This window comes from Nocardioides sp. YJ-D4 (assembly GCF_054031495.1).
The window spans coordinates 3,083,832-3,098,314 of sequence record NZ_CM132932.1 but is presented as its reverse complement, the minus strand read 5'-3'; the positions used below and the strand labels follow the sequence as shown (position 1 = coordinate 3,098,314).

The 14,483-nt window shown below is 68.9% G+C and carries 12 protein-coding genes; 5 read left to right on the top strand and 7 right to left on the bottom strand.

Annotated features, from left to right (window positions below; all coding sequences use genetic code 11):
* Positions 1–4: 4 nt before the first annotated feature.
* A complete protein-coding gene (locus ACW14X_RS14685; protein ID WP_160026133.1) occupies positions 5–514 on the bottom strand; it encodes a hypothetical protein in 510 nt (169 codons plus the stop codon).
* Positions 514–1,125 carry an RNA polymerase sigma factor gene (locus tag ACW14X_RS14680; RefSeq protein WP_160026132.1) on the bottom strand — a complete coding sequence of 204 codons (612 nt, stop codon included), beginning with the start codon at positions 1,123–1,125 and terminating at the stop codon, positions 514–516. The genes ACW14X_RS14685 and ACW14X_RS14680 overlap by 1 nt, the downstream gene beginning before the upstream one ends.
* Before the next feature lie 291 nt (positions 1,126–1,416).
* Here ACW14X_RS14680 and ACW14X_RS14675 point away from each other — a divergent pair, with 291 nt between their 5' ends.
* Both ACW14X_RS14675 and ACW14X_RS14670 read left to right on the top strand, forming a co-directional pair.
* Positions 1,417–2,580, top strand: a complete 1,164-nt coding sequence (locus ACW14X_RS14675) for a lipid II:glycine glycyltransferase FemX (protein ID WP_160026131.1) — start codon at positions 1,417–1,419, stop codon at positions 2,578–2,580.
* A 7-nt stretch (positions 2,581–2,587) separates the two neighbouring features.
* Positions 2,588–3,640 (top strand): alanine racemase, encoded by a 1,053-nt coding sequence (locus ACW14X_RS14670; protein WP_350837740.1) that lies wholly within the window; start codon positions 2,588–2,590, stop codon positions 3,638–3,640.
* Here the strand turns inward: ACW14X_RS14670 and ACW14X_RS14665 are convergent.
* Both ACW14X_RS14665 and ACW14X_RS14660 read right to left on the bottom strand, forming a co-directional pair.
* On the bottom strand, positions 3,598–5,019 hold the full coding sequence (locus ACW14X_RS14665) for a glycosyltransferase family 87 protein (protein WP_457162470.1): 1,422 nt from the start codon (positions 5,017–5,019) through the stop codon (positions 3,598–3,600). The two genes, ACW14X_RS14670 and ACW14X_RS14665, sit on opposite strands and share 43 nt — an antisense overlap.
* An 11-nt stretch (positions 5,020–5,030) precedes the next feature.
* On the bottom strand, positions 5,031–7,586 hold the full coding sequence (locus tag ACW14X_RS14660; RefSeq protein WP_160026128.1) for a transglycosylase domain-containing protein: 2,556 nt from the start codon (positions 7,584–7,586) through the stop codon (positions 5,031–5,033).
* Positions 7,587–8,146: 560 nt separating this feature from the next.
* Between ACW14X_RS14660 and ACW14X_RS14655 the strand changes: the two genes are divergently transcribed.
* Both ACW14X_RS14655 and ACW14X_RS14650 read left to right on the top strand, forming a co-directional pair.
* Positions 8,147–8,797: a PadR family transcriptional regulator gene (locus ACW14X_RS14655; protein WP_160026127.1), complete on the top strand. Its 651-nt coding sequence runs from the start codon at positions 8,147–8,149 to the stop codon at positions 8,795–8,797.
* Positions 8,798–8,842: 45 nt separating this feature from the next.
* Positions 8,843–9,925, top strand: a complete 1,083-nt coding sequence (locus ACW14X_RS14650) for an inositol-3-phosphate synthase (RefSeq protein ID WP_160026126.1) — start codon at positions 8,843–8,845, stop codon at positions 9,923–9,925.
* A 63-nt stretch (positions 9,926–9,988) separates the two neighbouring features.
* Here ACW14X_RS14650 and ACW14X_RS14645 read toward each other — a convergent pair whose 3' ends face one another.
* Genes ACW14X_RS14645 through ACW14X_RS14635 form a run of 3 tightly spaced genes read right to left on the bottom strand, consistent with a single transcriptional unit; the run spans position 9,989 to position 13,031 of the window.
* Positions 9,989–11,212, bottom strand: a complete 1,224-nt coding sequence (locus tag ACW14X_RS14645) for an ABC transporter permease (RefSeq protein WP_457162469.1) — start codon at positions 11,210–11,212, stop codon at positions 9,989–9,991.
* Positions 11,209–11,916 carry an ABC transporter ATP-binding protein gene (locus ACW14X_RS14640; protein ID WP_457162468.1) on the bottom strand — a complete coding sequence of 236 codons (708 nt, stop codon included), beginning with the start codon at positions 11,914–11,916 and terminating at the stop codon, positions 11,209–11,211. Before ACW14X_RS14640 ends, ACW14X_RS14645 begins: the two co-directional genes overlap by 4 nt.
* The gene (locus ACW14X_RS14635; protein WP_457162467.1) at positions 11,913–13,031 is read right to left on the bottom strand and encodes a hypothetical protein; all 1,119 of its coding nucleotides are present in this window, start codon (positions 13,029–13,031) and stop codon (positions 11,913–11,915) included. Before ACW14X_RS14635 ends, ACW14X_RS14640 begins: the two co-directional genes overlap by 4 nt.
* A 152-nt stretch (positions 13,032–13,183) precedes the next feature.
* Here ACW14X_RS14635 and ACW14X_RS14630 point away from each other — a divergent pair, with 152 nt between their 5' ends.
* On the top strand, positions 13,184–14,467 hold the full coding sequence (locus ACW14X_RS14630; RefSeq protein ID WP_457162466.1) for a helix-turn-helix domain-containing protein: 1,284 nt from the start codon (positions 13,184–13,186) through the stop codon (positions 14,465–14,467).
* Positions 14,468–14,483 lie beyond the last annotated feature (16 nt).

Here is a 14,483-nt window from a genome sequence, read left to right as displayed (position 1 = left end):
CTGGTCAGATCTCGAACGTGGGGGTCAGAAAAGCAGCAGAGCCGTCGGCAGGCTCGAAGCGGAGCCGGATGAGGCCGGCGGGCAACGAGGTGAGCTCGAAGCGACCCGAGGCTCCGAGGGTGACGGCGACGATCGGCGTACGGACATCGTCGGCGCGGACGGCGCGGACGGTCATGGGTGAGCCGGGGACGACCCAGCCGTCGAGGCGGGCGGTGGTGTCGGTGTCGGACGCGACACGCACCAGGACATCTACGCCGGACTGGGCGAAGCGCAACGTGTAGGCAGAGCGGGCGGAGGCAGGGGCGGACGAGCGTACTCCGGCCGCCTCGGCACCCGAAGACTCCACCAGGAGCATCAGCTCCAGATCGAGCCCGAGACCGGACTCCTCGGCGGCGCCTGCGGCGGCCGCCTGCATCCGGGAGATCAGGCCCCCGGGGACGGGGTCACCGGCAACATAAGCCTGTCGAACCAGGCCCAACAGCTCTTCGCGAGTGGGCTCCTCCGAGCGACCCATCACGACACCTCCCCTTCATCGAACACAGCGCGCAGTGCGTCCCGCAGCTTCCCGAGACAGCGGCCGCGGGTGGGGCCGATGCTGCCGATGGGCATGTCGAGCTCTTCGGCCAGACCGGCGTAGTCCGGCCGGTCGGAGAAGGCGACCACGCGCAGCAGTCGCCGGCACCGCTCGGGCAAGCCCTCGACGGCTGCCCAGATGAGGGAGTTGCGGTCGCCCTCGACGACCAGGGACTCCGCCGAACGCTGCGTCGGGACGCGGGACTCGAGCGCCTCGTCCTCCACAGGTACGTCCCGCCCGGACCGCTTCGCGACCCGCCAGGCCTCACGGCGCGTGGTCAGCGTGAGCCAGGCGCCGACGGCTGCGGTGTCGAGGATCGAGGAGTGCTTGCGTACGAAGGTCAGCCAGGTGTTCTGGACGACGTCCTCCGCTTGCTCGGCAGAGAGTCGGTAGGAGCGCGCGACCTGCCACAGGACGGGCGTCATCGTCGCGACCAGCTCGTCGAGGGCGGCGGAGTCGCCGCTGAGCCAACGGTCGAAGTCGGCCGTGGCCCGGGACCACACGGTCACAGGTGCGTCGGCATGACCGATCCCCCGTGGTACCCGTGTCACAGTCTCCTCCTCGACCGGTGGCCTCCGGATCGGCGGCGAGCCGGTGGGGGGCCAGATGGCGCGCGGACGCGTCATCGTGGTGGTCATAGTTGCTGTCACGGCTACAAGGAGGCCCGGGCCCCAAGCCGTGATACATCTGGTCGTTGACAATAGCGTCTCAACGGCCCCGACTCACTAGGGAGCGGCGGGATTGTCCCCACATTGAGGCGGCGAGACGCTCACGGACGGCGGTCCCGACCGGCTCGACCACCGGGATTCGGCCCTACCGCCAGAGCGGGTAGCCTTCTGCGGGTGAGTCTCACCGTGCGCCCCATCACCGCTGCGGAGCATCTCGCCTTCATCGAGAAGCAACCCAGCGTGAGCTTCCTCCAGACCCCGTCGTGGGCCCGGGTCAAGACCGAGTGGCGCTCGGAGTCGATCGGATGGTTCGACAGCCTGCAGGGCGGTGCCCTCGTCGGCGCCGCGCTGGTGTTGCACCGGCCGGTCCCGAAGCTGGAGCGGTTCACCCTCGCCTACCTGCCGGAGGGTCCGAGCATCGACTGGTCGGGCGATCTCGCGCCGTGGCTGGCGCCGCTGGCTGCGTACCTGAAGAAGAACGGCGCCTTCGGCATCCGTATCGGCCCGCCCGTCACCACCGCCACCTGGAACGCGAACCAGGTCAAGGACGGCATCGCCGACGACACCGTCCAGCGGCTCAACCAGCTCACCCCGACCCACCGCGACGCCACCGGCGCCCGCGTCGTCTCGCAGCTGAGGGCGGCGGGCTGGAAGCTCCAGTCCCCCGAGGACGGCTTCGGCGCGGGCCAGCCGCAGTACAACTTCGTCATCCCGCTGGCCCACGAGGACGGCACGCCGAAGACCGAGGACGAGGTCCTCAAGGGGATGAACCAGCTCTGGCGCCGCAACATCAAGAAGTCCGCCAAGATGGGCGTCGAGGTCACCGTCACCTCTCCCACCGCCCCCGCGGACGGCGACTTCGAGGGTGACCTGAGCGCCTTCCACGACCTCTACGTCCACACCGCCGCCCGCGACCACTTCACACCCCGGCAGCGGAGCTACTTCAGCACCATGTTCTGGGCGATGTCGTCCGAGGATCCGGAGCGCATCAAGCTCTTCCTGGCCCGGCACGAGGGCGATCTGGTCGCCGCCACCATCATGGTCCGCGTCGGGCAGCACGCCTGGTACTCCTACGGCGCCTCCTCGACCGAGAAGCGAGACGTACGTGGCTCCAACGCCCTGCAATGGGCGATGATCCAGGACGCCATGGCCGCCGGTGCGACCACCTACGACCTGCGCGGCATCACTCCGACGCTCTCCACCGACGACTCCCACGTGGGGCTGATCCAGTTCAAGGTCGGCACCGGTGGCCAGGCGGTGGAGTACGCCGGGGAGTGGGACCTGCCGCTGAACAAGCCGATCTACACGGCCTTCGATGTCTACATGAAGAGGCGCTGATCTCCGTATGCCGCTGAAACTGACCGTTGACGCCGATCGCTGGCGCAAGCACGTCCAGACCTTCGCCGAGGCGACCCCCGGCCTGGTCCCGGTGGCGAAGGGCAACGGCTACGGCCTCACCCTGCGCAAGCTCGCCCACCAGACCGAGTGGCTCAACAGCCTCGACACCGGCGTCGACACGCTCGCGGTGGGCACCTACAACGAGGTGTGGGAGGTCGCGACCCGGTTCAGCGGGTCGATCTACGTCCTCACCCCGTGGCGGCCCTACTCACCCGAGATCAACCCGGAGATCGCCGACCGGGTGATCCACACGATCAGCCGCCCCGAGGACCTGCCGCTGCTGCTGGAGCGCCAGCCCGGCGCCCGGGTCATCGTCGAGCTGGTCACCTCGATGCGCCGCCACGGGATGACGCCGAGCGACCTGTGGCCGACCGCCGCCGTCGCCCGCGAGCACGCCCGCTTCGAGGGCATCACCATGCACTTCGGCCTCGACGGCGGTTCGCTGGCCGAGGTACGCGCCCAGATGGACGCCGTCGTCGGCGCCGAGGCGAAGACGGTGTGGGTCTCCCACCTGAGCGCCAACGAGCTGGCCCAGCTGCGCGCCGCCTACGGCGACATCACCTTCCGGCCCCGCGTCGGCACCGCACTCTGGCTCGGTGACCGCGGCGCGCTCACCGTGACCGCGACCGTCGAGGACGTACACCCGCTCGAGCGGGGTTACTCCTACGGCTACCGCGGCCGCACCGCGATGCGCGCCGGCCACCTGGTGGTCGCCTCCGGCGGCACCGCCCACGGGATCGGGCTCGAGGCGCCGCTGGGCGACACCCACCTGCGCTCCCGCGCCCTCGCGGTCGCCCGCGGTGGGCTCGACGCGATGGGGCAGTCGCGCTCGCCGTACACGCTCGACGGCAAGGCGCTCTGGTTCGCCGAGCCGCCCCACATGCAGGAGTCGATGCTCATGCTTCCCTCGGGCGCGCGTGTGCCCGAGGTCGGCGAGGAGCTCGAGGTGCGGGTGCGTTACACCGCGACCTCGTTCGACGAGATCGTCCTGGATTCCTGAGTCTCCGCGCGGGCCTCGGTCCACCGGACCGGATCGCGCCACGGCTCGTAGATCTCTCGGACCACGACCGCGACGAGGTAGATCTCGGCGGCGACCCGGGCGATGATCGCGAACCAGTACACCGGCTGGTCTCCGCCGCTGCTGGCCAGCAGGTCCGCGAGATACCACCAGACCGCGACGAAGTAGAAGAGCTCACCGGCCTGCCAGATGAGCTGGTCACGCCAGCGCGGCACGGCGAGGACGGCCAGCGGCAGCAGCCACAGGACGTACTGCGGTGAATACACCTTGTTGACCAGCAGGAACCCGGCCACGATCAGGAAGCCGAGCTGTGCCAGTCGCGGTGTCTCCCGGGCCGTCAGCCCGATGATGAGTACGCCGCTGCACCAGGCGATGAAGAAGGCCCAGGAGACGAGGTTGACCGTGTGTGCGGAGATCGCCGCGTCGCTGGCCTGCTGGACCACGAGCCACAGCGAGCCGAGGTCGGGGCCGCGCTCGGAGTTGAAGCTCCAGAAGACCTTCCACTCCTCCAGCCCGGTGGCCATCGCGGGGAGGTTGGCGAGCACCCAGGCGAGGATCGTCGCCAGGGCGGCGACCGCCAGGTCGTAGTAGCGACGGCGCCGGATGCAGATCACCACGAGCCCGCCGAGCAGGAAGAGCGGGTAGAGCTTCGTCGCGCAGCCGAGGCCGATGAGGATGCCGGTCAGCAGCGGCCGGTCGCGCGACCATGCCCACAGGGCGCCGGCCACGAAGACGACCGCCAGCATGTCCCAGTTGATGATCCCGGTCGCCGCCAGCACCGGAGCGAGCGCGAACGCCGCCGCATCCCAGGGCCGTCGACGGTGCGTACGTGCCAGGAACCAGGCGGAGAGCAGCGCCGCGACCGCGAAGCCGATCACGTTGACGATGATGAAGACCCGGATCTCGTGGTGCATTCCCGGCAGACCCCAGAAGCTCGAGGTCTCCACGAGATGGCGGTCGTCCTCGTCGGGGGTGTCGGTCAGCCAGTCGGTGACGTGGGACGTCGCCCAGGCGTAGTAGGAGATGCCGACCGGATACTCCATCACCTGCTGGTAGCGCGCCCGGACCTCAGGATCGGCGGAGTAGGGCCACTCGTGCTCGGCCAGGCCGCGATCGACGTAGAGATAGGGCAGGTCGGAGTAGCAGAAGTGGGTGTATCTGGTGTCGCCGTTGGTCCAGGTGGCGTTGTAGCAGGTCTGCTTCGACACCATCCCGATCGCGAAGGTGAGCGAGGTCAGGAGCAGCAACAGGCCGACCGCGCTGAACCAGCGCCGTCGGCCGTGTGCGAGGCCCCCGAGAGGACCGCCCACGGCGGTGGAAGCGGTCCTGACGACCGGATCCTCCGCCGTGGGGGCGGTCACTGGACCTTCTGTCACTGCGTAGTGCCCTCTTCGGTGCTGCCGCCATTACCGCCGCCATTATTGCCATCCGCCGGTGGCGAGGACGACTCACAGTCCCCGAACCAGTCACACGCGGTCTCGGTGACCCCGGGCTCGGTCGACTCGGACGGGTCAGGAGTCGTGCCCTCTCCCGGATCACCGTCGGTCGCGCCATCCGTGGGCGACTCACTGGCATCCGGCTCCTCGATCGGGATGCAGAGGCCCTTGCGCTCGTCCTTCTTGGAGCAGTTCTCCGACGGGGTCGGAGTCGGGGTCGGGGTGGCGGTCAGCGACGGCTCATGACCGTCCATCGGCGCCTCGCCGTCCTTCCACGCCGGCTCCGGGAACTCCTCGAGGTCGAGGTCGTCGGTCAGCGTGCCCATGATCTGGGCCCACGTCTCGGCGGGGTAGCCGGCTCCGAAGTAGGAGTCGAGCCAGTTGTCCAGCTTGCCGGAGCCCTTGCCACGGACGTACATGACCGCCGTGGACAGCTGAGGCGTATAGCCGGCGAACCATGCCGAGGAGACGTCATCGTCGGCGTTGGTCGCGGTGCCGGTCTTGCCGGCAGCGGGCTGGTTGATCACTCCGGCCGACTGGCCGGTGCCGTCCTTCACGACCTGCTGCAGGGCGTAGGAGGTGTCGTCGGCGGTGTCCTCGGACATCGCCCGCTCCTCGCCGTCACGCTGGTCCCACTCGTAGACGACCTCGCCCTTCGCGTCGACGACCTTCGAGACGAGGTGCACGGTGTTGCGCACGCCGCCGTTGGCGATGGTCGCGTAGGCGTTGGCCATGTTGATCGGGCTGATCGCCTGACGACCCAGCGTGAGCAGATAGTTCTTGGGGTCGAAGTCGATCGAGTAGGCCGGGATCGAGCGGTAGTCGGCAGGTGCGTTCTCGGCATGCTGCTCGTCGGGCGGCAGTCCGGCCTTGACCGCCATGTCGTAGACGTCCTGGCTGCCGTTGGGCAGCGCCGTCGACATCTCGACGAAGGAGGTGTTGACCGACTCCTCCATCGCCTTGATGCCGGTGATGTGGTCGCCGTAGCCGTGACCGGTGGGGTCCGCTGCGGTCTGACCCGAGTTGCGGACCACCCGGTCGGTGCCGGGGATCTCCCAACCACCCTCACCGGTCCAGGTGTCCTTGAGCGAGTAGCCCGCCTCGAGGGCCGCGGCGAGGGTGAACGGCTTCATCGTCGAGCCGGCCATGCCGCCCGAGGCCGCCCAGTTGATCTGGGAGTCGAGGTAGTCCTGGCCGCCGTAGAAGCCCTTGAGCGCACCGGTCTTCACATCGACCGTGGCGGCGCCCACGTGCAGCTCGTTCTCCGGGTGCTTCGCGTTGACCGCCTTCTTGTCCTCAGGACGTACGTCCTTGACAGCCTGCTCCGCGGCCTTCATCGCCTTCGCGCTGAGCGTGGTGGTGACCTTCAGGCCCTTGCTGTCGATGTCCTCCTCGGTGAAGAGAGGCTCGCCGTTCTCCTTCTTCAGGGACTTCAGCTCGTTCTTCACCAGGGTGAGCGCGTGACCCTTCTGGCCACCGAGGCGGCTGTCGGCCAGCGGCTTGGGGAACTTGGGCAGCGCCGCCTTCGCCTTCTCGAGCGTCGCCTCGTCGTAGTCGCTGAGCGCCTTGCCCTGGCTCTTGAGGTCGGCCATGCCGTTGAGGACGTACTGGTAACGGCCGAGCAGCTCGGTGCCGCCGGAGTCCTTGCCTTCCTTCTCCGGGTCGAAGCCGTTGGGGTTGTTGAGGATCGCGGTCAGCGCCGCGGCCTCCTTGATGTTGAGGTCCTGGGCCGACTTGCGGAAGTAGGTCTTCGCCGCGGCCTGGACGCCGTAGGCGCCGCGGCCGAAGTAGACGGTGTTGAGGTAGCCGGTGAGGATCTCGTCCTTCGACTTCTGCCGGCTGATCTTCAGCGAGATGACCGCTTCCTTGACCTTGCGGGAGTAGGTGCGCTCCTGGGTCAGGTAGAGGTTCTTGACGTACTGCTGCGTGATCGTCGACGCACCACCCGCGCTGCCGGTGGTGGCGTTGGTGAAGAGCGTGCGGGCGATGCCCTTGAGGTCGATGCCGTTGTTCTCGTAGAAGCTGCGGTCCTCGGCGGCCACCGCCGCGTCCTTGATGAGCGCGGGCATCTCGTCCTCGCTCAGCGCGTCACGGTTCTGGTCGCCCGCCTGGAAGCGGCCGACCTCCTTCTTGCCGCCGGCGTAGTAGACGAAGCTCGACTCGGCCTCGAACGCCGCGTTGGCGCTGGGGATCGAGATCATGTTGTAGGAGATGATCACCGCGCCGCTGCCGATCAGCGCCATGACCAGCGCGCAGATCGCCGCGATCTTGCCGATCCGGGCCGCCAGGGCCTTCTTGTCGAGCCCCTCGTCATCGAAGCGGCCGTTCGGCGCGCCGGCTACGGAGTTGGGGTCACGCGGCCCGCGACCGCCGCCGCCACGCTCGGGACGCGCCGGCCGCTGACCGAGACGGTCGACCGGCGGCTCGCCGGGACGACGGGGTCCCGGCGGGTAGGGCTGCCGCTGACCGGGGCGGGGACCGCCGGGAGGCATCGGCCGCTGGCCGCGGGGCTGGGGGCGACCGCCTGAGGACGGCCCCTGCGGAGAACCCTGCGGACCGCCCTGGGGACGGCGCGGTGCCGGCGGACGACCGCCCGGACCACCCTGCGGTGGGCGCGGTCCGCCCTGGGGTCGTCCTTGCTGCCCACCGAGATTGGATCTACGGGGACTGGCACTGCGGGGGCTGGGCCTTTGAGAAAAGCCGCCGGATGGGTCGCTCACGGGTGTTGCACTGCTCCTGTGACTGCCCGGCACGTGACCGGACGGGCTGACACTGACAATCCCCCGACGTCGCTGAATCCCCCCGAGGGAATCCCATCAACCTGACGCGCGACGCTTGCCTGACCTTCCCCGGGTGGTTCCTCGGGTAGGTGAACGGCAGCCATCAGCGTACGCAATCGACGCTAGCGCTCCCGCATCCACGCCCAGCGCGCCTCAAGTCACCCGACGTCAACAGTTCGGTGACGGTTGCATCGAAGCGGGCTCTTCAGGCGTAGACAGACAAGACTTAGGTCTCTATTTGCCATCACGGATATATCGGTACGATAGGTCGCATGGCACGTCGCGCAGAGACGATCGAGTTGGCAGTCCTTGGGCTGCTGCACGAGTCGCCTATGCATGGCTACGAGCTGCGCAAGCGGCTCAACCTGATGCTGGGCTGGGGGCGAGTGCTGTCGTACGGCTCGCTCTACCCGGCTCTGAAGAAGATGCTGCGCAAGCACCTCATCGAAGAGGAGGCGCAGTCCGTCACGCCGGTGACCCGGCGGCCGCGGATCGTCTACCAGCTGACGCCTGCCGGAGAGCGTGAGTTCACCCAGCTCATGTCCGAGGTCGGTCCGATGGCTTGGGAGGACGACAACTTCGACATCAGGTTCGCGTTCTTCGGTCGCACCGACATGGAGATCAGGCTTCGCGTCCTCGAAGGACGTCGCAGCCGGCTCCAGGAGCGGCTCGATCGGGTGCAACGCGAGCTTGCCATGACCCAGAAAGAGGTCGACTCCTACGCCCGCGAGCTTCAGCGTCACGGCGTCGAGTCGGTCGAGCGGGAGGTCCGATGGCTCTCCTCTCTGATCGACGCCGAACGCAACCCCAGGCCTGTGAACGACGAGCAGGCGGCGGGTCAGGGGGATCTGGGGGATGACGATGGCGTACGCGACGAAGCGGACGTCTCGCGCACAGCGCAGAGCAGCCAAGAGAACGAGTGATGACCTTCGGGCCGGTGTCGGCCCGGAGTATTGGAAGGAGCCCCGATGGGTTCGGTTCGTGTAGCAATCGCGGGAGTCGGCAACTGTGCCAGCTCCCTGGTCCAGGGTGTGGAGTACTACAGGGACGCCGACCCGGCGGGCAGCGTCCCGGGCCTGATGCACGTCACGTTCGGCGACTACCACGTCTCTGACGTCGAGTTCGTCGCTGCCTTCGACGTCGACGACAAGAAGGTCGGCAAGGACCTCTCCGAGGCGATCAACGCCTCCGAGAACAACACCATCAAGATCGCCGACGTTCCGTTCAAGGGCGTCGAGGTCCAGCGTGGTCCCACGCTCGACGGTCTGGGCAAGTACTACCGCCAGACCATCTCCGAGTCGGGCCTCGACCCCGTGGACGTGGTCTCGGTCCTTCGCGAGAAGGAGGTGGACGTTCTCGTCTCCTACCTTCCGGTCGGCTCCGAGGAGGCGGACAAGTTCTACGCGCAGTGCGCGATCGACGCGGGCGTCGCCTTCGTCAACGCGCTGCCGGTCTTCATCGCCTCCGACCCCGAGTGGGCCGCGAAGTTCGAGGCCGCCGGCGTCCCGATCGTCGGTGACGACATCAAGTCGCAGGTCGGTGCCACCATCACCCACCGCGTCATGGCCAAGCTGTTCGAGGACCGCGGCGTCGCGCTGGACCGTACGTACCAGCTCAACGTCGGCGGCAACATGGACTTCAAGAACATGCTCGAGCGCGAGCGCCTGGAGTCCAAGAAGGTCTCTAAGACCCAGGCCGTCACCTCGAACCTCAAGGGCGAGCTGGCCGACAAGATCGACGACCGCAACGTGCACATCGGCCCGTCCGACTACGTGCAGTGGCTCGACGATCGCAAGTGGGCATACGTCCGGCTCGAGGGCCGCGCGTTCGGTGATGTCCCGCTGAACCTGGAGTACAAGCTCGAGGTCTGGGACTCCCCCAACTCGGCGGGAATCATCATCGACGCCGTCCGTGCGGCCAAGATCGCCAAGGACCGCGGCATCGGCGGCCCGATCATCCCGGCCTCGGCCTACCTCATGAAGAGCCCGCCGGTTCAGATCGAGGACACCGAGGGTCGCGTTCAGCTGGAGGCGTTCATCCGCGGCGAGTGACCCTCTGCTGTTGAGCTGCCCCGGGTGCCTGGCACCCGGGGCAGTCGCATTTCGTACGCGGCGTCAGAAGCGGATCGCGTCGATGATCTTCACCCGCGCGGCGATCATCGCCGGGAGGATGCCCGCGATCGCACCGACCGCGAGCGCGACGGCGAGGCCGAGGAACGCCGCCGAGAGCGGGAAGGGCGGGACGTCGTCGATGCCCTGGAGGACGAGCTTCTGCACCAGCGGGTTCTTGATGGCGGCCACGGCCAGGAGCACGCCGACCACGCCCGCGACGACGGTGGCCACGACACTCTCCATCAGCACCGAGAAGAACACCCGCCCCGTGGTCGCCCCGAAGCTGCGCCGGATCCCGATCTCCCGGATCCGCTGCTGGATGGTGACCAGGGCGATGTTGAGCAGACTCAGGGCGCCGAGCAGCAGGATGATGCCGGCGATCCCGATGATCACCCACTTGATCGGGCCGATCGGGTCCTCACCGCCCCACGCCAGGTAGTCGTCGCGCTGGGCGTCGACCTGGAGTCCCGGGAGCTCGGCGCGCATCGCCATGCCGATCTCGCCGGCGAGCTCGTTGGCGCCGTCGATCGGCACCCACATCTCGTAGCTGGCGTCCGTGGGAGCTCCGGCCTGCCAGTGCTCCAGCGAGTCGGCCAGCATGAACGCGCGGGGCGTGCCGTAGCCCCGCAGGCTCGTGACACCGATGATCGTGGCGGTCACCGACATCCCCTGGCCCTTCAGGTCCACCGACGTCGGCAGCTGTGTGCCCCGCAGGCCGAGCTTCTTCAGGAACGTCTCGTCGACCACGAGCGCCGGGGAGAGGCGCTCCTCGTCCGAGGCCTGCAGCCAGCGACCCTGCGGTACCACGACCCGGTGGATGGCGGCGTACGCAGGGTCGACCCCCATCAGCTCCACCCGCTTGCTGGTGCTCGCGGTGGTCGCCTTGATGTCGTAGGCGGAGATCCTCGCCGAGGCGTACTTCACGTCGAACCGCTCCGCGACCGTCTGGAAGGCGGGCCGGACCCGCTCGACGGAGAGCGGCATGCCGGTGTGGGGGTCGTAGGCCATGACCGAGATGTGCGCCGGCCGCCCGTCGATCTCGTAGGACTCGGTGAACATCTGCTTGGCGATCTGGCCGGCCGCGACGGTCGCGGTGATCGAGGCGACCGCCACCGCCACCCCGACCAGCGACAACAGCACCCGGAGCCGGTGGATGCGCAGCTCCTGCCACGCCTCGACGGTCGAGGCGGCCAGGCCCGTGACGAGGCGCGCCAGGTTGCTCCTCACGCCGCTGCCTCCTCGGTCAGCGGGTGCAGCCGTCCCTCGGCGAGCTGGAACCGCCGCCGTGCCAGGGCGGCGACGTTCTGGTCGTGGGTGATCGTGATCAGCGCGGCGCCGGAGTCGTACGTCGCCTGGTCGAGCAGCCTCATCACCATCGCGCCCGTCTCGACGTCGAGCGCCCCGGTCGGCTCGTCGGCCAGCACGACCGACGGCGTCCGGACGAGCGCGCGGGCGATGGCGATGCGCTGCTGCTCACCGCCGGAGAGGAACTGCGGCATCGCGTCGAGCCGGTCGCCGAGCCCGACCTTGTCGAGCATCGTGGCCGCGATCCGGCGCCGCTGCCAGAACTCCTTGCCCGATGCATACAGCAGTGGCGCCATCACGTTCTCCAGAGCCGTACGCCCCGGCAGCAGGTTGAACTGCTGGAAGACGAACCCGACATCACGACCGCGGATCCGGGCAGCCTGCCGGTTGCTGATGTCGGTGACGTTGCGACCTGCCCACTCCAGGGTGCCGCCGGTGGGCCGGTCCAGCAGGCCGAGCAGGTTCAGCAGGGTCGACTTGCCGGTGCCCGAGCGGCCCACGATGCCGACATGGTCGCCGCGGCTCACGTCGAGGTCGACGCTGGTCAGGATGTGCAGGTCCTCGCCGTCGGGGAGCTCGACCGTGCGGGCCACGCCGGTGAGCCTCAGCAGCTCCTCCGCGCTCACATCTCCCCCATCGGCATTTCCTCGGTCATCCCCTCGTCCATCCCGCCGCCCGTCTCCTTCGAGCCCGGGACGTACCGCAGGACCGAGTCGCCGGCCTTCAGCCCGCTGGTCACTTCGACGAGCTTGCCGTCGGTGACGCCGAGCTTGACCGGCTGCTCGGTCGGGGTTCCGTCCTCGCCGACGACCCAGACGGTGCCGTCGCCGACCAGACCGGTGACCGCGGTGACGGGGATGGTGACGACGTCGCCGTCGCTCTTGCCCGCGTCGATGGCCATGGTCATGGTCAGACCGTCGAAGACGGTGACCTTCTCCGGGACCAGGCAGCTGATCCGGGCGCCCGCCCCCGAGTCGCCCTCGGCCCCCGGCTCCCCCTCCATCATCTCGCCCTCGGGCTCGTTGCTGGTGATCGTCTCGGTCGCCGCGTCGCCGATGCGCAGATCGGTGCAGTTGAACGGCTTCGGGCCGCTCTCGATGGTCACCGTGGCCTCGTCCGGGTTGCTGGCCAGCCGGTAGCGGTCCAGCGGCGAGATCGCGCCGACCGCATGGAACGTCGTGGGACGGATCGAGACGACCACCCCGTCCTCGGTCACCTCGCCCATCAGCTCGGCGGCGTAGTTGCCGACGATGCCGGTGGCGGGCGCGACGACCGTGTACCAGTGATAGACCGGCTTCGGCGGCGACGGCTCGACCGGGGCATCGTCACGATCGCCGTCGCCGGCGGCGTCATCGACGTTCCCGGGCTCCTCGGCAGGCTCCTCGACGGGCTCGGCCTCGGCGGGCTCCTCCTCCGTGCGCACCTGGAAGAGCTTGTCGCCCTTCTTCACCCTGGCGCCGGTCTCGGCGAACCGGTGCGCCAGCACCCCGGTGACCGAGCTGGTGGCGGAGACCGGCTTGTCGATCACGATCGTCCCCTCGACCGTGAGCGCGTTGGAGATGGTGCCCTTCTCGACGACCACCTCCTCCGGCGGGATCTTCCCGGTCGGCGTCAGTGGCGCCCCATCGGCATCCTGCGTCGAGCCGGTGAAGGCCAGCTTGAAGAGGCTCACCGCGATGACCAGGCCGATCACGGCCCAGAACGACTTGAAAAGTACGCGGCGCACCGCCGTCTTCGACATGAGCGGACTGTAGCCCTGCCTGATGGATCACTGCGGCCGAATTTCCACCGGGTTTGTCAACACTCCATCCACGTACATCTCGAACACCTGTTTGATCCCCTAGACTCCGGGACCCGAACGATCGACCGCCTCAGGCACGGGAGACCCCCACGATGCGTCCCGACAACGACACGACCCCGACAGGCAAGGGCTCGACCGGAAGTGGTCGCGGCCTCATCCTCTTCGGCGCCGTCTCGGTCGCGCTGATCTCGACGGCCGCCGCGTACGTCGCCATGGTCGGCTTCGGGCGGGACGTGCTCGCCATGGGCGCGATCAACGCCTACGCCTTCGCCGGCGTCTTCGAGCTCTCGCTCGTCACGGTCGCTCTGATGGCTCGCGAGGCGGCCCAGCAGGACCGGCCGGCGCAGACGCTGCTGACCCTGACCTGGCTGCTGTCCGCCGCGTCAGGCTTCTTCGCCGGCTGGCACGAGATCCACCTCGGCCACGCCGTCACCGCCGCCGCGTTCCGGTTCATCGTGCCGCTCCTGGCGGCGCTGATGTGGCACCTCGCGCTCGTCGGCGACCGACACCTCGCCATGGAACGCTCCTGGTCCGACCTGCGGATGGGCGCCCGGATGCACGCCCTCCTGGCCACCCGCGTCGAATGGCGCCGGGCTCGCGACACGGCGGTGCGGAAGCGTACGGCCTCGTCCCGCCGGAAGCTGGAGCGCGCGCAGAAGCGCTACTGGCGCGCCGAGGCGGTCGCGCTGCGGTCGGTCGCGCCGGGCGCGATGCGCGACCAGATCACCCAGTGGGTCGACGCCTTCGCCGCCGTCGCCGAAGGCACCCGCCAGGCCGACCGGCTGCCGATCACCCTGCCCGACGTGCACGAGGCGCTCAGCGTGCCGGTCGTGGAGCAGGTTCCGCACGTGGCACCCGCTCCTGACGCCGACCGTGCCATCGAGGCGCCTACCGGCATCCACTTCGACAGGACCACCGACGCCGTCTCCGACTCGGTCACCGACGTACCCCGCGAGGTGACCCCGTCGCGCGAGACCCGAACCCGCGAGATGGCATCAGCCCTCGCCACCCCGGACACCCGCCGCCGCGTCTCGAGCCGGGTGACCGATGCCGCGCGCACGGCCGCCGACGCTGCCCCGGGCGCCGGGATGGCGCCACAGTTCAGCAACGTCCGCACGGCCACCAGGCCGTCCGACGCCGACGGCACGCTCCTCGACCGGATCCCGTTCCCGGAGAACATCCCCGACCCCGAGCCGGCCATGGACTACCCCGACATCCTTCCCGACGAGATCGCTGAGCTGATGGCGAATCTCCCCGACGACAAGTCCGAGGCCGCCCGGCTCCTCGTCGACGCCGGGGCCCGCATCCCCGACGTGGCCGCGCAGCTCGGCGTCTCCACCAGCAGCGTCTACCGCTGGACCAGGGCAGGGGCCTGACGCCGAGGCCGCGGCG